This is a genomic window from Bacillus cereus group sp. BceL062, from assembly GCF_051780025.1.
GTDB lineage: Bacteria > Bacillota > Bacilli > Bacillales > Bacillaceae_G > Bacillus_A > Bacillus_A toyonensis.
In genome coordinates, this window is record NZ_JBPWGY010000002.1 from 468,216 (window position 1) to 489,021 (window position 20,806).

Consider the following 20,806-nt stretch of genomic DNA (forward strand, 5'->3'; position numbering starts at 1 on the left):
AAAACAAATATGGAGATATTAAATTTTTATAAAAATGGAGAAGGGATATAGTAACGGATATATACATTGTTCCATGTTGCATTACAAAATAGACGTGCTGAAATTGAAAAAGTTTCTTCTATAATAAAGTGAAACTTTAATCAGTGTGGGGTTTGTCCATCCACCACTGATTATTAGCCTTCACCAATCGGGCAGTTATTTCCCACCTAAATTCCTCGCATTCACTGAATTTTGAGGTGGGAGTCTTACTGCCTGTTAATGCGGGATAAATAGCGTGAAACAAACTGAAATATATGTAAAGGAAACTTGACGTAAAGTTTCCTTTACATATATACTCGATATAAGGGAGGAGGGAGAAATTTCCTTGGAAAATAAAATGGTCGAATATCGAAAAAAATTTGGACTATCTCAAGAAAAATTGGCTGAGAAACTTGGAGTTTCCAGACAAACCATCATTTCAATTGAAAAAGGGAAATATGATCCATCACTTCCATTAGCATTTGAAATAGCGAAAACATTTCAAACAACGATAGAACATGTATTTATTTATGAAGGAAAAGAAGAGGGGGAGAAAGGATGAATGATTCACAAAAGTATTTTGTTATTATGGGAATTATCTTTTTAATTATGAGTGGATTTATGATACTAGCAGGTATAATGACACATTCAGCACCACCAAGTCCTACTTATACGTTACTAGCAATGATGATTATGTGTTTCTGCTTAAGTTACTTACACCCGCAATTTAAAGAAAAAGATGAGCGAATGAAACTCATTCGTTATAAAGGGATGTTCTTCAGTTTTTTTGCATTAACAGCGTATTATCTCCTTTTCTCTATCGGCTTAAATTTAAAAGTAATGACACTATCTGCGGTTGAACTATTAAATATACTTATGGCACTTACAATGAGTACCGTCTTTATCTCATTTGTTGTTTTGGCAAAAAGATATTAAGATGGAAGAGAGAAAGGAAGATTAACATATGCAAATGATGTATGCTTTTGGTATGGGGATCGTTTTATTTTTAGCGGTGTTCCTATTCATTCGTAAAGACGTTCAAGGCGGGACGTTAACGAAACGAGGATTTTATAAAATGATTGGCTGTTTAGTTGTTATGTTTATAGCGATCATCGTAATGATTGTATTAATTACTCAATCATTATAAATTTTAAAAATGAAACCTTACTTTTTGTAAGGTTTTTCTTTTTGTATAAAAACCTAAAAATTACCACAAAAACCATTTACTACATGGAAACTATATTGTATAATCCAATAAAATAATAGAAAAGGAGAATAGTATATGAATAAAAAAGCTATCTTCTTTTTATTAACAAGTCTACTACTTATAGCTAGTATTACTTATATAATATGTAACAAAGGAGAACAAGTACCACCTATATTAGTATGGGAGGACCAAGAATACTACGTTACGGATGAACCTGCTCAAGCAGAAGAAGTTGGGCAAAGGCTCGGAGAAGTGACAAAGAAAATTGAAGCAAGTAAAGCACCTACTAAAAATAGTGAATCTAATACGTTACAAGAAAAAACAGAAGTATTCACAATGATTGAAGAAAAAAAAGATGATCAATCGCCTTTAATCATAAAGGAACCTTATGGTGACGAATATAGAATAGTAAGGCCGATGTTAAAGCAAGTACTATAATAGAAAAGGAGACTCATATGCAGATAATAGCTTCAAATCCGTGGTCGTTAAGAAAAATATTTGTCTTTTTCCTTTGCTTTATTCTGCCTCCTATCGGTGCCATTTACATTTTCATGAATAGAGAGGCGCTACAAAAGAGAGATTTCATTTTATATGTATTATTTGCTGTTATTAATATATCGCTTTGGTTATCATTGATGATTTTTGATAGGAGTATGTGGATGATAGCGGGGCATGATGTACTTAGCGTAATTGTTATTATTGTTTCGAATATGAATAAGGGATAACCTAGCAATTTTAAAGTTGCTGGGTTTTATTTTGATATTTATAATGAAATAACAAATCTTTAATAGAGAGTAGTGGCATTATGAGATGGAGAGCAGGAACGTTTGAAAAAATAGAAACAAACCATGTATCTATTGAACAAATTATAAATATATATAAGAAACAAAACTTAAATGGTGGAGCGGTTATAAGCTGTTTTAAAGTACATAACGAAAACTTTTTCAAAGAAATACCACATGGAGAAGATGGACACGAGCACTTTTTCAGAAGAATCTGCAACTCTTTAGATATAATCAATAACTTAGAAGAATTAAAAATACATACATCAGATAAATATAAGTTTCGTTTTAAAGAGCATCAGGCAGTCATGCTTGATGGTAGCATTGCCGCTCAAATTTTGTGGGGCGGAGCGTATGAAGCATTTCAAGAACGGCCGGTTGCTGCGAAGCAATTAGCGATTAATGTATGCCAATATATGTTCCAAGATCGATACGAAGATATTAAAGTGTTTGAAAGTGACCACCCTTGGACAGATTGGTTTTACGATGTTGCATGGGATGCTACTTGGATGGTATTAGATAGTAAGGAGCATAAAATGTGGTTAATTTGTGCTACGGATACGGATTAAAAGATGAAGAGTCTTGTAGAAATGCTACAAGGCTCTTTATCTTTTGGGAAAGAATAGAAAATAAATCGTATAAATGTTATACTAAAAAATGTTTGTAATGTAAGTTTTATACTGTTGTATAGTGATGGCTTACTAGAAAAGAAAAGGTAAGGTAAGAGGAGAATGAACGTGAAAAAGGTAAAGAAATTATTGCTACTAATGATGGTAATAGGGTTAACAGTTGGTGTTCTAGCAGGATGTGCAAACCCGAAAGATACTGCTGAAGAATTTTTAACAGCAATACAAAAAGGGGATGTAGAGAAGGCTCGTACATTCGTTGAAAGTGACAAGGAATTTAATAAACTAAATGAAAAAACAGATGATGCTGAAGCAAAAGAAATGCTAAGCGCAATTACGAAAAACTTTAAATTTGAAAGACTAGAAGAAGTATCAAAAACAGATGATAAAGCAGAAGTGAAAGTGAAAATTACATCTGCTGACCTATCTGTTGCCGTAACGAAAGCAATGGGAGAAGTTATGCCAATGGCCTTCGCTAGTGCCTTTAGCGAAGATAAAGAGCAATCTGAAAAAGCAATCGAAAAAACAATGACATCAGCTATCATTAAACATTTATCAGATAAAGATATAATAATGGCAACACGCGAAGTTACATTGAACTTAAAGAAAAACAAAGATGGTGACTATAAAATCGTTGCTGATGATAACTTGAAAGAAGTATTGTTTGCGAATGCTAAAGCTTTGGAGAAGATGTTTGGTGGGAAGTGATTGACTTACATAAAAAAGAGACATCATATCACGTAGTAGGGTGATATGGTGTCTTTTTTTTATGACCATGGAGAGGCTTGAACTCACGATATCCATTCTAAAAATTTCATATCATGTTTTTATAAATATATAACATAAAGCTAGTTGTAACAGGGAAGATACTGTATTCGATGTTTTCTTAGGCAGATCCTGTAACGTAGAAAAGTGAAATTTCTAGACCAGATTTTAATTAGTTTTCTTTCAGTTTTAATGAGGAGATGTACGAAGATGTTGTGACTATGCCTGCTGAATACTATTAATTGTGAAGTTAAATAAGACAACAATTTATTAGAGGAAGATTAGTTAGTTTAATTATAAGATTTAGGTGTTTAACAGGGTTACTAATTAATTTCAGTTCTCCCATGAAAAATTAAAGAAAAAGTATTGATTAACAAATTCGTGTTTTAAGTGAATGTGGGGGCTTCTTTAAATAAAGGTGGTCAACACTATGTAAATAATTAGGAGTGCTAAAATATGCAAAATTGCATATTAATTATTTTAAATCTTATGCTAACCTTATAATGCGAAATATAACATTTGTTGGTAATGATTCATTTTTGAAGGATAAAAAATGAGATATTACAGTGAATTGTGTGCCATCGTCTTATATTATAAACGATAATAACGAAAGCTATTTGAAGTCCTTTGAGGGAAATAAGTTATTAAAGAAGATACCATATAGAAGATTTGTCGGAATTTCAGATGTTACAAATGTCATCTTATTTTTAATGTCTGATAAAAGTGATGCCATTAGAGGGAAAAATATTGTGGTTGACTATGGATATACAATTGTATAAATAAATCATCTTGGGAATTAAGGTTGTGGATAATGAGTTTACTAATTAAAGATTTAACAAAGAAATTTGACGAGCATGTTGCAGTGAATAATTTGAATATCGAGATACCGAAAGGTGAAATATTTGGATTCTTGGGCGGGAATGGAGCAGGTAAAACGACTACATTTCGAATGATACTTGGACTTTTATCGAAGTCAAGCGGAACCATTTCATGGAATGGTAAACCTATAAATTATGATGTTACAGATAAGATTGGGTATTTACCAGAAGAACGTGGTCTTTATGCGAAAATGACTGTCAAAGAACAAGTTAACTTTTTTGCAAAATTAAAGAATATGAAAAGTAAAGATGCAGAAAAAGAACTGCACTATTGGCTGGAGCGTTTTAATATAACTGAGTATCTGAACAAAAAGGTAGGAGAACTTTCAAAAGGGAATCAGCAAAAAATTCAGCTGATAACAGCGATTATACATAAGCCTGAACTCTTAATTTTAGATGAACCATTTAGTGGTTTAGATCCAGTAAATGTTGAAATGTTAAAAGAAGCTGTTCTTGATATGCAAAAACAAGGGTCGTCGATTCTTTTTAGTTCACATCGTATGGAACATGTGGAAGAATTATGCCAACACATTTGTATCATGCACAAAGGAGTACCTGTTGTTCAGGGAGACATTGCCAAAATTAAAAGTGACTTTGGTAAAAAGAATGTTGTAATCGTTGGCGATCATGACTTTGATCATTTAAAAGAAATAAAAGGTGTGGAAAGTATGAAGAAACGTAAGAATGCAGTTACTCTTAAAATTTCATATGAAGAAGTTTCGCATGTTTTATTTAAAGAGATAACGAAATTAGGGTATGTTAAAAAGTTCGCAGTGGAAGAGCCTACACTAAATGACATCTTTATTGAGAAAGTAGGTGCACAGCATGAATAGTTTCTGGACGGTTTTTTTACAAAACTATAAATCTAAGGTAAAAGCTAAATCATATATTGCTATTACAATCATAATTTCTATGTTAATTATAGGACTGATGAATTTTGACAAAATTTATGACTATTTTGCAGGTAACGAGGAAGAGCAAGTTGTCATTGTTACAGAAAAAGAAGAATTATATACAACTATTCATCAAGTGTTTAAAAACGTAGATAGTAAATTGCATGTTAAATATAGTATGGATAAACAAAAAGCAGAATCGGGCGTTAAAAATGGTGATTATACATATGCAATTGTTGTAGAGGAATTGGGTAATAAACAACTGAAGGCTACGTATATAACTGAGACAGATGTAAATCAGCAAGATGTTAGCAAGGTCCAAACTATTTTATCTCAAATACAATCTTCTAATTTCGCTCAGCAATTGAATCTATCGCAAGATGAATTAAAGGTGTTAACGACGCCAGTAGAAATTCATACCAAAACTGTTTCAGATAAGGTTAAAGATGGAGAACATACAGAGGGTGTAGGAATTTTAATTAATACCTTTATCATGCTAAATTATTTAATGATATTATTATATGCTGCACAATTAGCTACAGATGTTGCAACAGAAAAATCTTCTCGTGTAATGGAGTTAGTTGTTTCAAGTATTTCGCCTACAAAACATTTATATGCGAAGCTATTCTCAACATTATTGGCAGGTATTACACAAATGATAATTTGGGGCTTGGTCGCAACTGTTGGGTATAAAATAGCAATTAATGAATCGAAAAATGATATTTTAAATAGTATTGATTTAAACTCTGTTGCTCCTACTCTAGTGGCGTATGGGATTCTATTCTTCACATTAGGATTCTTATTATATGGCTCATTATCTTGTCTACTCGGCTCTATTATTAGTCGTATAGAGGAGTCTTCTCAAGCTGTTATGCCACTGATGTTTATGTTAATTGCTGCTTTGTATATCGCACTTTATGGAATGTCAAATCCAAGCAGCACGGTTGTTACCGTTACTAGTTATATACCTTTCTTTACTCCTATTGTTATGCTCGTACGAATTGGATTCCTCAATATTCCAGTATGGGAGATTGCGCTTACATTAGCGATTCTATTAGCAACAATATGTATGATGATTGGTTTAACGAGCCGTGTTTACCGCGGCGGCGTATTATTATATGGTAAAGGTGCATTTAGTAATATAAAAAAGGCAATCAAGTTAGGAAAGAAATAAGATTAGCCCATTCATTTTTGAGACTTATATTTACAAAGAACTACATGGTTAATCTATGTAGTTCTTTGTTGTTGTAAAATGTATATAAATAAATATAAAAGAATGTGTTGTCAATTTAGAAAGCGTTGATAATTTAAAAAACCTTATGTTGCAAACGATAGAAAAAGAAGAGGTAGGATCATAAACACATATGCACCATTAGGTAAATACGTGGAATTTATAAAATAGGTAAGGACTGTTTCGTTCCCTACCTATCCATTTCTAAATATTGATATTCAATTTTATATATAAAAAAATAAGCTCCGAAAAGCTTATTTTTTCATGATTATTCTCCTCTTCCTATAACTGTCATTCCTGCTGTGTAAATTGTATCTACAGAACCATCAGCGCTTACAATTTCAACTTTGTAACGGTATGTTCCATTATCTCCAATATCTTCGCCATATCCTGTGAAAGTAGAAATTTTATCATTACTTCCAGCTGGAACCCATTGATTTTTCCAATTGAAGAAAGTATCATATTCTCCCCAGCTATCTCCATATTTCTTTTCGATGCTGACATTGTAATGAATATCCTCAGTTCGGTCATTTGTAATTCTTGCAATTACGTTTTGCCCAAATCGGTATTCCGTAGCGTGTACTTGAACTGTAACACCATTCACCGTTTCGCTAGGTCCACAGATATAACGACAGAACTCGCTTGCTCCGTCGGCATGTGCTTTAGTTGTATCAATGTTCATAACCGTGAAACCGCCCAAAGCTAAAGCTCCTGTTAATAATACTTTACCAAATGTTTTCACTTGAAATTCCTCCTAAGTATATTCTCAATTCGTTCAATAGATATCACATTAAGTAGTTTTATAACATGAATCTAATCGAACGCTGTTTTTCCTCGAATGTATTCGCTAGTAATCTTGTGTCGTGTAGTAATCTAATCTCTACATAAAATTCCATAGTTTTGATTCCATATATGTATCATGATTTACATAGAATAAATCTGTTAATACGTTTTGGGTATTTACTTATCCCACCCCCCTCGTTACCTTTTATTGGTAAAATATTATTTTATTATATACTACTATTACCTATTTACAAGAGAAAATAATCCTGTATGCAAAAGTGCATAATAAAAAACGAACCAATACTATAGTTCGTTTTTCATCATGCTAAGCCTGATAAAGTCTCATTAACATTTTCTTTAATTTTTTGATGATACGATTTTTTAACATCTTCAATTATAGATTTGTACCTTCATTCCATATCCTTTAACCATTCTTCACGTAGAAATATACTCGTGCCTTTCGTCCGTCTGATGGGTTTGATTTGTCCCTTTTTCAATAGCGCATTCATACGAGCCATTGAAATCCTCAATATTTCAGTCACTTCCGAAGTCAATAAAATTTCTATTTTGGCAAATTCCCTTTTATCGAATGGTTGCATTATATATACGTCGATCATAGCAATTACTCCTTATAAAAAATGGGCCTATGTTAAACATAGACCGTTGTATACCATTGTGCTGAGTAAGTGCTTGGGTTACCTCGTGAGATATGTTCAATCTGCTCAGCGGATTGAAAATCAAACAATTTTATTACATGCAGTAAATCACAGCATCTCGTTTCCTTGAGAATTTCCGCTACCAAACTTGCATCTTCTAACAGCCCCATTTCTACATAGCGCTCCATTGTTCTGATTCCTATTTCTGTATCTTGATGCACGTAAATATGGCCATCAAAGCATACACATTCATTTTTTAATCAATAAACCCAGTCATAAATAAAATTTGTTGTAATATCGGTCATATAGAATATTTGAGCATTTTGTGTTCCATGAAATGCTTTTATACTATTAAACATAAGAAGGAATTGATTCAATGATTTTGGGGCGTGAATTCTGTTTTACTTTACTATCAATAAATCTTTCGAATACGCGTTCAACAGAATATTCTTTTGAAATTTTGCTAGTTTTCCGTTTGTGGGGTTGTCGTTTTTTTTACGATTTCTTTTTCTGTGAAGTATGTTAAAGACATAAAAACTCCTCCTTTATTCTCATTTAGAGTTAAAGGAGGAGTTTCGATCAAAACTTGAGCGGTACTCACCGTTAGTTTTGCTCAAAATATGAAATTATCAACAGTTGATACAAAAGGATATGACCCCGGAGAGGCTCGAACTCACGACCTCCACCCTGTCAAGGTGGCGCTCTCCCTGCTGAGCTACGGGAGAAACGTTGATTTAAAGGCATTTTCACGGGTTTATATAAATGAAATTCTATTAAAAAAGCAATGGTTATTGTAAGTTATGTGACCATTTGTGACCACAAATTTATGTCTTTAACTGTCTGTATAATGGTAAAGGGAATGGGGTGACTCATTCCTTTTTTTTGTGCGGTGGGGGGGCTATTTTTCACATTTTACGGTTCTTTTACTAAAGAGGGGATACGTAGTACCCTAAATCACACGATACAAAAAGGTATGAATCGAGGGAGTACTTTGCTTTTTTAGCATTAGAGGATAAGGTGGGACGGTATTTATAATAGAGATTTTGAAATATTATTGTGGTTTTTTATTTGAAGTGAAAAAATAATTATTATTTAAATATAATTATATAGGGGTGTTTTTAACAGCATAAAGTTAATGTGTTAGTGTGACACTGTATAACTAATACAGTATTGCAGCGGATTTTTATTTATTATTTTTATTTTAAATATTTTGAAAATAATTAATTTTTATTTTATAATATAATAAATGAAAGGGGGTTTTTGGGAATGAATAAAAAAAATTTAGGAGGGGATATACAATGTCCATTGATAATGAAGAGCAATCAAATGAACAGGTAGTTGAAGAATACGTTAAGAAACATTTTGATAACATCCAAAGCTTGCTTGATGATTTGAATATGCTAATTAAGAAACACATGGAGACGCTAAATGAAGAACAATTTTTTGCGGTGTGGAATGATTCTCCACTTAGCAAAAAAATAAATGAAAATGGAATTACGATGCATCAAGCCCTAGTGTTAGTTGCAGAAGAAGGACTTGGCATTAAGGTTATAAAAGGTGCATGGGACTAGTGAAAAATAGGGGAGGGGGGAAAATAAATGAGGAAAATGGATTTATTTATGAAAGTATTAAAGGAGCAATCTCGGTTTTATCAGTATAGTACAGATTTTTGGGAGAATACAGGTGTGAGCCTTGGTGAAATCTTTTCTGATTTTAACCCTATAAGAACAACAGTACTTATTATTAAATCTGAACTTCACTGGGAGCGGTATAAGGAACTGATAAATCTCTTTCTAACAGACGAGATTGGAGAAGAAGAGTTAGAGTACAGAATGTTAGGAGTAGATACTACATTAGCTGAAGAAATTTCTTTAGAACAAAAATCTGTTGTTATCAAGGAATTGTCGAAAGTAAGAGTGGATTTACAATTAAGAATCTCAGAGTTAGATGATAATGGTGTCTATTTTCGAGATTTGGATGGTATACAATTATTGGTAGATTTGCTTAAAGAACTTCGTTTTTCATATTGATAAGCAAAATTTTTATTTTACAGGAACGTATGGAGATTAAACATATCAAAAGGTTATTAAAAATGTTCTCTGTCTGTTTGGGAGAGAAGCAATAATGTGTAATGATATTTGTTGTACAGACGAAAGAATCTTTTCATTCTGAACAAATTTCTATGCGTTATGAATTTTCTCCCCTTGAAACTTGTAATTTTGTAATATGGTCCTTACTGGAGAGAATATATTAAAAAAGCTGGACCTGAGAAGGAGGAATCTGTGTGGAGATAAAAAAACATGGCTATGTTGAGAAGTGTTTAAAGATGCCTCATGCAAAAGCAGTCGGTTATTTTGTAATGGATGAAGAGAAAGTCTATGTTGCTATCCATGAGAATGGAGATTGCTATTTCAATAGAGAGCAGCAAGAACTCGTTGAGAAGTATTACAATGATTTAAGTTACAACCATTTTGTTGAAATCCCAAGAGCTGTAGTGGTTGAATCAGATTTGTATATAGGTGATACTAAACTACAATGTTCGGTATTAAATGATGGTCGACGAGTTATTAAAGACACCAGTTTATTTGCTGCGCTTGACCGTAAAAGGAAAGGTGAAACAAGACTTGATGGGTTTCCTCCTATTATTGGCTCTAAAGTATTAGCGGCGCTTTTAATGGATATGTATCCAGAGCATCTACTCACTATTACACCTTTTGATGTTGCTCAATTTAATGGGAAAACTGGAAAGTGGTATGATGCGAATACTATTCCAATAATTTGTGATATATACATGGAGGCTGAGAAAAGAGAGTTAATTACCGCTTCACAACAACATGTACTAAATAAGGCTAAGATATTACTCCGTTCCCTTGCAAGAGTCGGAATTACTGCTCTCATCGATGAAGCGACAAATTATCAGAGTATTAGAGGGAAAGATGAATTACAAGTTTTATTAGAGGAGTTCATATCTGAAGAGTTAAGACCGTATTCCAAGGAATTTCATAGTGAATATTTTGAACAAATCTTTCGCATTTATGGTCTGCCATATGACCCGACTACACAGAGAAGACCCAAATTTTTTGCTGGGTTTACTCGCACCTATGTGTATGATATGTTACCACCTAATGTTTTCGAGAAATTAGACGAAATGAATCCTCTTATCCATAATAGTCAAACTGGACGTGTTGACCGTAAATTCCGCTTGTTCCAACATCTCTCGGATGAAGGAATTCAATATCTTCGGAGTCATTTAGAAGGGCTTGTTTCAATAATGAAGCTTTCATCTGATAAAGATGATTTTAAAGACAAATTTAAGCTTGTTTACGCAGATAAAATTAATCGAATACAGAAAATGAAGCAAGATTTCTATCAGATTACCATGGATGACGTTTAAAAAGTAGGATTTGAAAAGCAACGGATTGTTAATATTATTCATTCCACTGAAGGAGTAGTCATGGCGGCTCTCTATTTGTTTAGAAAAGTTACGGTAAGAAAGAGAATATCATTAACAGAATTTAAAGTAGCATTAATAGAAATAAAAGGAGTAACCTCCTATGACAAGTGACAGTTTTGGCTTATACAAAACCTGCAAGGTTTGCAGTTAGACGAAGTTGTATAAGAATTTTAAGTTAAGGAGCGGGAATTTTTGTATTACATTGTATTAGATTTAGAGGCGAATGCTAGAAGATATAGTACAAATAAGCCAACAGAGATTGTTGAGATTTCTGCATTCAAATTAGATTCTAAAACATTAAAAGGGCGTGGTGAATTTTGTTCTCTTGTAAAACCAAGTACATCCATCTCTACATATACTGAGATATTAACTGGAATTAGCGATAAAACAGTACAGGACGCACCTACATTTCCCGAAATGCTCGAATGGTTTCATTATTTTTTAGAAGAGAAATGTGTAATAGTAACTTGGGGGAATGCTGATTCTAATTTTCTTAAAAATGATTGTATTCTTCATAATATTGAGTGGGATATGCCTAGATTCATAGATTTACAACACGTAATGTATCATGCATTTGAGGATTTGTTTGAAAATACTCCTAGTCTTAAATATGCAATGGAAGTAATGGGCTCGAAATGGAGGGGAAAAGCCCATCGTGCAAGGACTGATGCTAGAAATACTGTGAATTTGTTTAGGAATGTTGCAAAGAGAATTGATGTGAATAGGTCATATCAACGAAGTGCTGCATCAACTCTATTCTATCGAAAGAAATTGAACGCAAATGGAAGGAAGAGGTTAATTCGTTGGGTTGTATATGCAATGAACAGTTACAACAAATATGACCTTACATGGGAGGAATTTACCAACGAATCAAATTGGATACAAATAATGTCTAGATTCAAGTTGAATCCAGAACAACTAATGGTTATTAAAGGATATTTTGAAACAGCATGTGAGAATGCAAAAGAAAGGTTAGGATTATCCGTGAAGCAGTAGTGGTAATTAATATAGAGTGGATTGATTATCTCATTGATAAATACTAACCAGCGTATTAGAATACTTCCTATTACAAGGCTATTGCTAGATGTAACATGGAATAAAAAAGGAGGTGGATTATGAACATTACAATAGATTTATCTGAAATACTTTTGTACTTAGATTTAATAAAAAAGCATAACAGAAGCCCACTAATAGGCGAACTTAATATGATGGTATATTATTTGGAAAAAGCTGAACAAGTTAAAGTGTTTTACAATAAAATAGATGAACATGGATTCAAACCACCATTTGTATTTTATAATCGCACTTTAATACATTTTATTGAGGATTATGAAGACTGTGTTGAGTTAAAAAATAGAATTTTAAAAACTCAAGTTAACCGAAGGCGAAAATATAGCGTTTTATTTAAACACCAGATATTATTGTGTAAATCTGAAGAGCAGGCTATTAACATAGTAAAGGAAGCAAAAGATTATGGCGTTAGCCTTGAGGAAGAAGTATGGGTTACTAAGTTTGATTCAATGTTAGAGGTTAAGGAGAAGCAGAAAACATGGAAAGAACATATAATGTCATCTGCTGAATACAAGCATTTTCCTGCTATGTATCAAGAATTTTGTAGCATGAAAGCTGCTTATTTTAAAAGTCTTTCATTAGAGAGGTTAAAACAAATCTCCTCAAAACAGCAATCACAAATAGAAAGTACTTGTAGAACAACACAAACATCTGTCTTCACAAGAAGTGTATATGTTAAGGAATTTGCAAGAAGGGTGGCAAAGGGAATTTGTCAGCTCTGTGACAAAGAAGCGCCTTTCTCAGATAAATACGGAAACCCATTTTTAGAAGTCCATCATATCCATTACTTATCTAAAGGTGGAAGTGACACTATAGATAATGTGGTTGCTTTATGTCCGAATTGCCATCGGAAAATTCATCTATTGGAGATGGAAGAGGACATTAAAAAGATTTCAGAGAAAGCACCATCTCATTTAAATATATAATTACTGAGGGCTATAATATATTTTCATATATTATAGCCCTCTTGTTATGAAAAGGAGTTAAGCGCCTCAATTTACACCAAGCAAGACATAAAAAATTCCGATACGAGACGGATATTTTGCTAGTTTATTGTTAACATAAACATCCAATTTCCTGTATTTATAACACTAATTTCGATACACTCCTATTTTTGGCTTCTTGTTCATTTACTATAATGAATCTATTGTATTATGAGAATAATAATGTTATTATATTAAGAATTAAAATTTTAAAAAGTAAATTGTTGAATGAATAAATTATAAAGGAGTGGATTTACATGCAACCGCCTCATAAGGAGGCGCACTTATTCTGTATGCCTATGATGTACTCATAGGGATAGGCTAATTTTTATGCCTATATTGGACAGGGATAAGTGTGCTTTCGAACGAGGTGAGTTGTATGTAGATTCGCTCCTTTTTTGTGTTTTCTAAGGGAGACATGGAACGGATGTCCTTAAGTTATGACATTGAATCGGATTCAGATAATCGTAAATTAAAAAATATCAACTGAAAATATCAAAACCGTTAGTAAAGATAAGGCGAATCTATGGCAAAAAAACAGTGCAAGATTTGTCTCTAAATATTTATATAAAAATGTCTCTATATAGAGGTAAATCTTGCACAGAAATTAATCCTCAAATTCATTAATAAAAATAAGGAGAAAGTAGGTAAAAAAGTGGCAAAAGAATGGACACTACAAAATGCAGTTAAGAAGTTTAAACCAGAAAAGATGAAATCTTTGAATAAGAATAATGGGAATCTAAACAAACGTGAATACGAATCTCTTATCAAAGAAATTGAATGCTATTACGAAGAGGTTAGGGACAAAGGTATTGGTAAGAACCGAATCATCATCACAGATAAGAAGCGAAAAGTAAAAGCTAAGAAAGAAGACAGACGGCAATTTAATAAAGGAATAGCACCACCCCATTCAAAGAATTTAGCGCTCATGGTTATGAGGAAGATGAATGATATTGATAACAAGGCAAGGACTAGAAATGGATGGGCAACCTATTTTGGACTTATATCCTCTGCTGAAAAAGATATCATGAATGGCGTTTTCAGTGAAAAAGCACTTAAACCATATAAGCAATCCATGATTGGGTTAGGAATTATAGAAGATGGAGAAGAGAAGATATTCCAAGACCTTGCTTACACGTTAACTAAGGTTGCTAAAGGACAAATACAGACTGTACTTAACCAAGCGGAGAAGTTGAAACTAATTAGCAGAATATGTTCATGGAAAGGTAAGGTAAAAGGTTCTGATAAGCCGATTGAAATTGATGGATTCCTTGCCATGGAGATAAAATTCATTGAAGAACATTTGCTTAAGAAACATGAAATTTCTAAAACACATTCACTAATGTTTAAGAACTGTCCAAAGACCAAAGCTTTTAAAGCTGAGTGGCTTGAATATATTGAGAATGTAGAAGATGCAGAAGGCGATGCAATGCACTTGCAGTATATTTATGAAGTGTTTCGAATCGAAGTATCAAACAAATACGCATTTGATGAGTATATTAAGGCACATTATCCTAGTGAAATTGATTCATTCGATTTACATGAAAACGAACAAGCATACCACTCTAAGTTACTTGATTATGTTGTAGATAATGCTCAAAAGAAGTATCACAATTATTTGAAGAAGAAGCATGATAAGAAATTTCAGCTTGAAGATGATGTGAGCGAGTTACTGATAGTACTCGGTACATCAGAGGAAGAAATCATCGCATCTAATGAGCAGCGTATGGAAGAAGAGGCTTATTCTGAGGGGAAAGAGAAATCACCTTATATAGCACTACTTGAGAGCGATAAATATGTTGAGTGTATTAGAAACCTCTATCTTCAATTACGTGGCATGAGTATCACTGAATCCGATGAAATTAAAGCAGTTCAAAAAATGATTGATGAATATGAAAGGAAAGAACTTGAACAGCTAGGACTGTCACTCTCAGCGAAGGCAGAGCATGAGAAAAGTGTTAAAAATGGGATTCGTAATTATGAACCCTGCGTGAACACTGAACAACATATAGAATTGACGAAGAAAGTACAAAACAATCAAAATCAAGTCTTTAGAGAGATTGAATTAGAAAATCTAGCACAGCAAGGCAACAACATTAAAGCCAAACCAAATATCGAGCTTTCCAAGTACTATGTTGAAAAAGAATTCTATGAATACGAAAAAGAATTTCTGGAAATTGGATATTGTACAGGAATTACAGATTATGAATATTTTGATGCTATGCAAACCATTAGAGATGAGATTCGGGTTTATGAAGAAAAGTATGGTGATGACGGTGTGAAACACATGACGCTTGATGCTGTTTTGGGACATGGGACAAGAAAGGTTACAGCAAAAGAGATAATAGATGAATATGAACATCAAAAACAACGAGAACACAAGGAATGGGAGAATCAATTTGAGGGGGGACAGCCTGTCAAATTAGAACGAACCACAAACAATCCTCTTGAAGTGTTTCATAGGATTAGATATGGTCAGATGTGATAAATAGGGTCTCTTAATTGAGGCTCTCTTTTTTGTATATTGGAGTAGTTTCGTCAACTTTAATTATATTTTATGAATAAAAACAACGAGCAATTATTGCAAGAGGGAAATCCTTAATTTATTACACTTCAATGTTATTAGTTGAATTTATAATTTGAAATTTAATAAGATGGTCAGAAAGTTTTCATTAACATTGTAAGATTAATAGAATTAAGATATGATGTTATAAAAAAAGGTAGCGGGGGAAAATAATGGAGAATAAAGAAAGAAAAAAGTTAGTTAGTGATTTTATTATTCAACGAGGTCTTTTTATAGAAGTTGTTTTTGTAGCTTTTTTTCTTGCCCTTGGAACTGCATTAATAGCAAATTATCTATCTTCTGAATCTGCGGGGATAAATATGGGGATTCTAGGTATAGCAGGGGTAGTTTTGGTATTGGTCTCCTTATTGTACATTTTATTCATAAGGGTAAAGAATCGAAGTCTAAATACAGAAGTTAAAGCTGTAGTTTTATTTAACAAGAAGGATAAAAAGATTATTCCTGTGTTTAACTATTCATTTGGTACTGATATAAGTACTACCTTATCTTCTGTATTTTTAGAGAATCGTGCATTGGAAGCAGGGTGGAAAAAAGAGGCTTTAGATGATGGTAGAAATGATATAGAAACACTAGTTGCAAAGGTAGAAAGTAAGGAAAAGTCTGTATCTAAGGTTTTACTGATTGAGGCTACAGAATACTATCTTCTAGACATGCTGTCCACACATCTTACTGACTATTTTGCTAAACAAGAGGAACTAAAACAAGAGTTACAAGAGTATGATAGAGACAACCTGCAACCATTATTAAAAAATCGCATATTAGACTTATTGACTAGACCGATAGAAGAACGGGAAGTATTTCTAGATTTAGATGAAAAAGAAAAGAAAAAAGTGGCATCCATATATAAAGTAGAGGATGGTAATAAGGTTCTTGTAAGAATGTATTATAATGGAGCAGAATATAATAGATTTGACCTTGTTTTACCAAAGAAAAGTCGAATTAAACGCCTAGATATTGGAATGTTAGAGATTATTACTAAAAAAGCGATAATCAAGTTTGAAATTGGGTTTGATGGACACTCAGCTTCTATTTCTAAGCGGTTTAAAACTTTTTATACAGACCAAGAGGTAGATGAGTTATTGGGGTACAGTGTTAATATGAAGGTGTCAGGGAAGCTAAAACTCTCAGCATTGTTATCCGTAAATGGCTGGAATTATTATAACTGGATAGATACTTTCATTAAAAGGTTAGAAAAGAAGAGTTCATGGAAACTTTTTTTAGATAGGATAGATTGGGAAAAAGAAGAATCTAAGATACATATGCGGTATATTCAAAATTACAGGTTTAGAAAGATGGAAGAAGAGAAGTCTAAAGTGAAATCTCAAACTATAGAAACTTCAAAGGTAATGGATAAAATTGAGGATAATTCCATGGATGAGAATGAAGATAATTCCATGGATGAGAATGAAGATAATTCCATGGATGAGAATGAAGATAATTCCATGAATGAGAATGAAGATAATTCTATGGATGAGAATGATAAATTAAATGCTCATAAGGAGAAAGCTCCTATAGCATAAAGATTAATCGAGAAAAATTACATTTTGCAGTTATTGATTAGATAATCTAATCAATAACTATTATTTATAGTTTAAAGAGATTAAGTAGTAGTGGAAGTTGTATAAATAATAATTAAAGAAGTCTCTTACTGAGGCTTCCTTTTTTTGTGTATAAGGAGTGGATGCTAGAAAAAGAATACAAGAAATTATTTTATGATTTTTAATAAAACTGTGATTTTATTAAAAATCATAAAATATGATAAAAGAAGAGTTAATTACCGCATTTTAACATATTAAAAAAAGACTTAAGGAGAATATTAATAGTGTTGTTGAACAATAGGAGAATCCAAAACTTTACACTTATAAGGCGATTAAAAAATATAGATGCCTTATAAGTGTAGGTGTTTACTAATAATTGTTATTAATAGGTTTTTTATAGTGTAGTATTAAAATAATCCTTTGGAATATTGGTCACTTGATGTATAAAATGTAGAAAAGTTTTTATGCCTACGTAATTGCTATCGAAATTTGTGCATAAAGATTTAATTTCATTAGTATCTAATTTTTTACCTAATAGTTGATATTCCATTAAGATGAAATCTGTTGTACGTAAAATATCATAGTAAGTATTTGGGTTATCAATAATACGAGAAAGCAAGTCTAACAATTGCTCGAAATAATCAGGCGGTTGGATAGTTAAATTTCTTTCCATTGTTAGATTTGAATCTGGGTATTTAGATTTTACCATTTCAAAAGCTAATTTATATGCGGCTTGTAAAATTTCCGTTCTCTTTCTTAATGGTATATCACTAGATAATATTCCTTCATGAAGCGCTTTGCGTCTGTCATCTGAATTATAATAATATACTTCCTTAGCAATGTTAAGGATGGCTAGAATAAATAGGGTTGTTAATTGATATACTCCCCATCTAAACGTTTGCTCTTCTTCTTTAGAGTAACTGTTTGTCGGTATCATGGATAATTCCCTTAAAGCGGTTATACATTTTTTTAATTTTGTAAAGCTATCTCTTTGCCAGTATTCATAGGAAATGAAATTTGCAATCCTTTTATAAATATCCGAATTAGGGATGGAGAGTTTTGTAAATTCATTTATTTTGTTTAACATAATACTGGGATTCCAGGAACCCATCCAAACATTACTTTCAATTCTGTAGTCTTTTTCTATCTTTTCTAATGTCATCAAATCTAAAACTTCAATTCCTGATTTCCTTGAAAAATGTTTGACACTTGTTCTAATACCATTTTTAATAAAAAGTACATCATCAATTTTGAAATTCTGTTTAATTCCCATTATCCAAGAAATTCTCTCTAAGGGTTTTGCAGCTCCAGATTTACAGTCTATCCAAACCGATTTACTCCTAAAATCTTTGTGAATATAAATTCCATAGACATCTAAATCTGTAATGTCTTCTCCATACTCATCCAACGATGTTCTCAGTTTTATCCCTCTAGTAGGGAAGTATCCCATATGGAACAATAGCCTCTTAGCTCTGAACTCTAATAAATCACCTTGACTTATTTTTGTTTTCTTTTTTGATGCACCATTATTTATTGGAGTATTTTCTGGCTTCGAAGGTGATACTTGAATATTTTTTTTCTTTTGTAAAACGTTGTCTTCATCCTGCTTTTCCTCAATGGTCTTGTTTGTGGCTTCATGTTGCTGCTGTCTGGTCTTAAGTGAATTTTCTGTATCTATTTTTTTGGTGTCAATTTGGTTTTCTGTGCTAGCTTTAATATCACTGCTAGTATTGTTACTCTTTTTATTACTCACCTTTTTACACCCTCTCTTATATGTTTTCATCACGCAAAATTCGTGCTAAATATTCTTCAGCTTCAGCAACATTTTCAGGTGATTGTGCCATTTCAATTCTTGTTTCTTCAGAAGATTTAAAATTACCATATTGCATAATTGCCCCAACGTCTTTACTTTCTATTTCTGAATTAATATCAAATTGGGCATCTGAGAGAATTTTAAGAGCAGCTTCCCCAACATCTTTACGAATTAATTTTAAATAATACCGATTTGGGATATGAGAAGGTATAGCTTTAACAATACCTCTCTTTTCTAAAAGAATATAATCTGTTCCATTCGCAGTATGGGGACCAACCCTATCTCTATTGATTAATGCATTTAAAAATTGGGTAGGTGCACTTAACGTAGAATACTCAGTATAATACTGTCCGAATCTTATGGAAGCTAACAACAATTTTACATCATCCAGAATATCGTCATTGTACATACTGGATTCAATCAAGTTAGAGCTAAAACCAAATTCTTGATGAACACCTCTAGTAGATATAATGGTTGTAGGATTAATAATTCCTATCTTTTTCGCTAGGAGTAAAAGTTCCGAATCAATATTGATTAATTGTGCTAAGGGGTAACCTTGTGAACCTTGTATTAATTCAATTACCCCCCCCATAGTTTGCTTCTTATCTAGTTCAAGATTTGCTACAGTGTAGGCAATTTTATGATGATTGGGTCCCCAAACATATTCATTACTAAATATAGGCTCTCTGCCTTTTCCTTGACCAAGTTTTTGTATTAATTTAAATTGTTCTTGTAAGGAACATGAAAGGGCTATATTTTGCTCGTGATACCCATTCTTACTTAATGTATGTAAAAGTTCACTCTCAAGTTGAGGTATTCTTTTTGTTATATCTAAGCTATCAATAACTGCTCTTTCAACTTGACTAGGAGATAGCAGTTCAAAGAACCTTCCTGAAATATCTAAAACTTCATTATTGCCAAATACGTACTCTTCTACGCCAATAACTTCACCTGTTGAATTACGATGTATTTCTATTTTTTTGTCTGAAGCTGTTTCCAACTTAGGTAAAATTATTTGGTGTAATTCAAGTTTTCCTATACCAACAGAAGCTGCCATTTTTTCTAATTTTTTTATATTATCTAACTGTTGATTCCCTCTAATTATTCCTAATAATCTACCAGCTTTACCTGAGAGATTCAAATTTTCAAATTCATCAATATTGGGGCTATCTATAGCAAACTTTCTTAAATGTTTTTGTGTTGCAACTGACCAATACCCATTCTTTACATAATCGCTCACTTTTTGCCACACCTCTTCATATGTATTAAGTATAACAAGTACTTATTATACTCAGTTTACCAAAATTTGTTCATTTTTGGTATTTATTAATGCCTTTTTATTCTGCTCATTTATGTGGCTTGGTGTAGTAAATGATTCTCCTTATTTGCTAGACTATTTTCAATACTATTACATAAGTAGAAATGGAGCTTTAATATGAGAAGTGGTCATGACCTGTAAAGCTTCAATGGAGATTACATTTTGTAATTATAATTTCTTGAAAATTTAAAAGGTCCTATCTCCTT

General features: G+C 32.4%; 22 protein-coding genes. 17 read left to right on the forward strand and 5 right to left on the reverse strand.

Annotated features, from left to right (window positions below; all coding sequences use genetic code 11):
* Positions 1-364: 364 nt before the first annotated feature.
* The 10 genes from ACS2MN_RS07595 (at position 365) to ACS2MN_RS07640 (ending at position 6,343) form a co-directional block, all read left to right on the forward strand.
* The gene (locus ACS2MN_RS07595) at positions 365-580 is read left to right on the forward strand and encodes a helix-turn-helix transcriptional regulator (protein ID WP_000428507.1); all 216 of its coding nucleotides are present in this window, start codon (positions 365-367) and stop codon (positions 578-580) included.
* Positions 577-954 carry a hypothetical protein gene (locus tag ACS2MN_RS07600; RefSeq protein WP_001000065.1) on the forward strand — a complete coding sequence of 126 codons (378 nt, stop codon included), beginning with the start codon at positions 577-579 and terminating at the stop codon, positions 952-954. Before ACS2MN_RS07595 ends, ACS2MN_RS07600 begins: the two co-directional genes overlap by 4 nt.
* Positions 955-982: 28 nt before the next feature.
* The gene (locus ACS2MN_RS07605) at positions 983-1,165 is read left to right on the forward strand and encodes a DUF3976 domain-containing protein (protein ID WP_001178305.1); all 183 of its coding nucleotides are present in this window, start codon (positions 983-985) and stop codon (positions 1,163-1,165) included.
* A gap of 135 nt (positions 1,166-1,300) precedes the next feature.
* A complete protein-coding gene (locus tag ACS2MN_RS07610) occupies positions 1,301-1,663 on the forward strand; it encodes a hypothetical protein (RefSeq protein WP_052943556.1) in 363 nt (120 codons plus the stop codon).
* Positions 1,664-1,680: 17 nt separating this feature from the next.
* The gene (locus tag ACS2MN_RS07615) at positions 1,681-1,950 is read left to right on the forward strand and encodes a hypothetical protein (protein ID WP_103592418.1); all 270 of its coding nucleotides are present in this window, start codon (positions 1,681-1,683) and stop codon (positions 1,948-1,950) included.
* An 80-nt stretch (positions 1,951-2,030) separates the two neighbouring features.
* Positions 2,031-2,576, forward strand: coding sequence for a hypothetical protein (locus tag ACS2MN_RS07620; protein ID WP_098805159.1), 546 nt, complete (start codon positions 2,031-2,033; stop codon positions 2,574-2,576).
* Positions 2,577-2,744: 168 nt separating this feature from the next.
* Positions 2,745-3,341, forward strand: a complete 597-nt coding sequence (locus ACS2MN_RS07625) for a hypothetical protein (RefSeq protein ID WP_346994100.1) — start codon at positions 2,745-2,747, stop codon at positions 3,339-3,341.
* A gap of 623 nt (positions 3,342-3,964) precedes the next feature.
* Positions 3,965-4,177 (forward strand): SDR family oxidoreductase, encoded by a 213-nt coding sequence (locus tag ACS2MN_RS07630; protein ID WP_257209445.1) that lies wholly within the window; start codon positions 3,965-3,967, stop codon positions 4,175-4,177.
* Positions 4,178-4,209: 32 nt separating this feature from the next.
* Positions 4,210-5,109: an ABC transporter ATP-binding protein gene (locus tag ACS2MN_RS07635; protein ID WP_000054717.1), complete on the forward strand. Its 900-nt coding sequence runs from the start codon at positions 4,210-4,212 to the stop codon at positions 5,107-5,109.
* Entirely contained in the window at positions 5,102-6,343 is a 1,242-nt protein-coding gene (locus tag ACS2MN_RS07640; RefSeq protein ID WP_103592420.1) for an ABC transporter permease, read from the forward strand. The genes ACS2MN_RS07635 and ACS2MN_RS07640 overlap by 8 nt, the downstream gene beginning before the upstream one ends.
* Before the next feature lie 325 nt (positions 6,344-6,668).
* On the opposite strand, the gene ACS2MN_RS07645 is transcribed toward ACS2MN_RS07640, so the two are convergent.
* From ACS2MN_RS07645 to ACS2MN_RS07655, 3 genes are all read right to left on the reverse strand, one after another.
* Positions 6,669-7,142, reverse strand: coding sequence for a hypothetical protein (locus tag ACS2MN_RS07645; RefSeq protein WP_000846645.1), 474 nt, complete (start codon positions 7,140-7,142; stop codon positions 6,669-6,671).
* 451 nt (positions 7,143-7,593) lie between these two features.
* Positions 7,594-7,800 carry a hypothetical protein gene (locus ACS2MN_RS07650; protein WP_000568079.1) on the reverse strand — a complete coding sequence of 69 codons (207 nt, stop codon included), beginning with the start codon at positions 7,798-7,800 and terminating at the stop codon, positions 7,594-7,596.
* 32 nt (positions 7,801-7,832) lie between these two features.
* On the reverse strand, positions 7,833-8,027 hold the full coding sequence (locus ACS2MN_RS07655) for a hypothetical protein (protein WP_000443120.1): 195 nt from the start codon (positions 8,025-8,027) through the stop codon (positions 7,833-7,835).
* Between the two features lie 1,110 nt (positions 8,028-9,137).
* On the opposite strand from ACS2MN_RS07655, the gene ACS2MN_RS07660 reads away from it, so the two are divergent.
* From ACS2MN_RS07660 to ACS2MN_RS07690, 7 genes are all read left to right on the forward strand, one after another.
* Positions 9,138-9,410 (forward strand): hypothetical protein, encoded by a 273-nt coding sequence (locus ACS2MN_RS07660; RefSeq protein WP_098285845.1) that lies wholly within the window; start codon positions 9,138-9,140, stop codon positions 9,408-9,410.
* 27 nt (positions 9,411-9,437) lie between these two features.
* Complete coding sequence (locus tag ACS2MN_RS07665; protein ID WP_346994102.1) at positions 9,438-9,869, forward strand: hypothetical protein; 432 nt, start codon at positions 9,438-9,440, stop codon at positions 9,867-9,869.
* A gap of 254 nt (positions 9,870-10,123) precedes the next feature.
* On the forward strand, positions 10,124-11,233 hold the full coding sequence (locus ACS2MN_RS07670) for a P63C domain-containing protein (RefSeq protein ID WP_346994103.1): 1,110 nt from the start codon (positions 10,124-10,126) through the stop codon (positions 11,231-11,233).
* A gap of 252 nt (positions 11,234-11,485) precedes the next feature.
* On the forward strand, positions 11,486-12,289 hold the full coding sequence (locus ACS2MN_RS07675) for an exonuclease domain-containing protein (RefSeq protein ID WP_346994104.1): 804 nt from the start codon (positions 11,486-11,488) through the stop codon (positions 12,287-12,289).
* 119 nt (positions 12,290-12,408) lie between these two features.
* Entirely contained in the window at positions 12,409-13,290 is an 882-nt protein-coding gene (locus ACS2MN_RS07680; RefSeq protein WP_346994105.1) for an HNH endonuclease, read from the forward strand.
* Between the two features lie 712 nt (positions 13,291-14,002).
* Positions 14,003-15,832: a hypothetical protein gene (locus ACS2MN_RS07685; protein ID WP_346994106.1), complete on the forward strand. Its 1,830-nt coding sequence runs from the start codon at positions 14,003-14,005 to the stop codon at positions 15,830-15,832.
* A 251-nt stretch (positions 15,833-16,083) separates the two neighbouring features.
* Positions 16,084-17,451: a hypothetical protein gene (locus tag ACS2MN_RS07690; protein ID WP_438894676.1), complete on the forward strand. Its 1,368-nt coding sequence runs from the start codon at positions 16,084-16,086 to the stop codon at positions 17,449-17,451.
* A 412-nt stretch (positions 17,452-17,863) separates the two neighbouring features.
* Here ACS2MN_RS07690 and ACS2MN_RS07695 read toward each other — a convergent pair whose 3' ends face one another.
* Together ACS2MN_RS07695 and ACS2MN_RS07700 are read right to left on the reverse strand one after the other, a co-directional pair.
* Positions 17,864-19,222 carry a hypothetical protein gene (locus ACS2MN_RS07695; RefSeq protein WP_346994108.1) on the reverse strand — a complete coding sequence of 453 codons (1,359 nt, stop codon included), beginning with the start codon at positions 19,220-19,222 and terminating at the stop codon, positions 17,864-17,866.
* A gap of 16 nt (positions 19,223-19,238) precedes the next feature.
* A complete protein-coding gene (locus tag ACS2MN_RS07700; protein ID WP_346994109.1) occupies positions 19,239-20,522 on the reverse strand; it encodes a hypothetical protein in 1,284 nt (427 codons plus the stop codon).
* Between the last annotated feature and the right edge of the window lie 284 nt (positions 20,523-20,806).

Excerpts from the sequence above, each read along its gene's own strand:
- ACS2MN_RS07605 (WP_001178305.1), top strand. The coding sequence starts at position 983 with ATGCAAATGATGTATGCTTTTGGTATGGGGATCGTTTTATTTTTAGCG.
- ACS2MN_RS07615 (WP_103592418.1), top strand. The coding sequence starts at position 1,681 with ATGCAGATAATAGCTTCAAATCCGTGGTCGTTAAGAAAAATATTTGTC.
- ACS2MN_RS07655 (WP_000443120.1), bottom strand. The coding sequence starts at position 8,027 with ATGGAGCGCTATGTAGAAATGGGGCTGTTAGAAGATGCAAGTTTGGTA.
- ACS2MN_RS07610 (WP_052943556.1), top strand. The coding sequence starts at position 1,301 with ATGAATAAAAAAGCTATCTTCTTTTTATTAACAAGTCTACTACTTATA.
- ACS2MN_RS07680 (WP_346994105.1), top strand. The coding sequence starts at position 12,409 with ATGAACATTACAATAGATTTATCTGAAATACTTTTGTACTTAGATTTA.
- ACS2MN_RS07650 (WP_000568079.1), bottom strand. The coding sequence starts at position 7,800 with ATGATCGACGTATATATAATGCAACCATTCGATAAAAGGGAATTTGCC.
- ACS2MN_RS07620 (WP_098805159.1), top strand. The coding sequence starts at position 2,031 with ATGAGATGGAGAGCAGGAACGTTTGAAAAAATAGAAACAAACCATGTA.
- ACS2MN_RS07640 (WP_103592420.1), top strand. The coding sequence starts at position 5,102 with ATGAATAGTTTCTGGACGGTTTTTTTACAAAACTATAAATCTAAGGTA.
- ACS2MN_RS07665 (WP_346994102.1), top strand. The coding sequence starts at position 9,438 with ATGAGGAAAATGGATTTATTTATGAAAGTATTAAAGGAGCAATCTCGG.
- ACS2MN_RS07600 (WP_001000065.1), top strand. The coding sequence starts at position 577 with ATGAATGATTCACAAAAGTATTTTGTTATTATGGGAATTATCTTTTTA.
- ACS2MN_RS07660 (WP_098285845.1), top strand. The coding sequence starts at position 9,138 with ATGTCCATTGATAATGAAGAGCAATCAAATGAACAGGTAGTTGAAGAA.
- ACS2MN_RS07690 (WP_438894676.1), top strand. The coding sequence starts at position 16,084 with ATGGAGAATAAAGAAAGAAAAAAGTTAGTTAGTGATTTTATTATTCAA.
- ACS2MN_RS07635 (WP_000054717.1), top strand. The coding sequence starts at position 4,210 with ATGAGTTTACTAATTAAAGATTTAACAAAGAAATTTGACGAGCATGTT.